General features: G+C 56.6%; 1 protein-coding gene. It reads right to left on the bottom strand.

What is annotated here, in order from left to right:
* Window positions 1–286 (bottom strand): MFS transporter (locus tag HJG40_RS14730; protein WP_368356175.1); only part of this gene is annotated, 286 nt, incomplete at both ends.

Raw genomic sequence — 286 nt, 5'->3', positions numbered from 1 at the left:
AATGCGGTTCCTGCCAATCCTGCGGATAACAGGGCAAAGCCCAACAAAACCGGTGGCTTGCGACCAATGCGATCGGCCAGATGCCCGGTCCAGAACTGGCAGAGCCCCCAGACCATGGCATAAACGCCGGTAATCCAGCCGATATAGATAACGCCGAGGCCGTGGAACTTGAAAAATAGCGGGAACAACACCCAGACCAGTGTGTCCGCAATTTTGTTGGTGACTCCGCCCTGGCAAAGCGCCCGGTAGGTCCGATCCTGAAAGGAAACCTGCAGGAAAGTGCTGG

The organism is Acidithiobacillus concretivorus, assembly GCF_018853445.1.
In the GTDB taxonomy this organism is placed as follows: Bacteria; Pseudomonadota; Gammaproteobacteria; order Acidithiobacillales; family Acidithiobacillaceae; genus Acidithiobacillus; species Acidithiobacillus concretivorus.
Note: the sequence above shows the minus strand (reverse complement) of the source record. Positions and strands in the feature narration are given on the sequence as shown.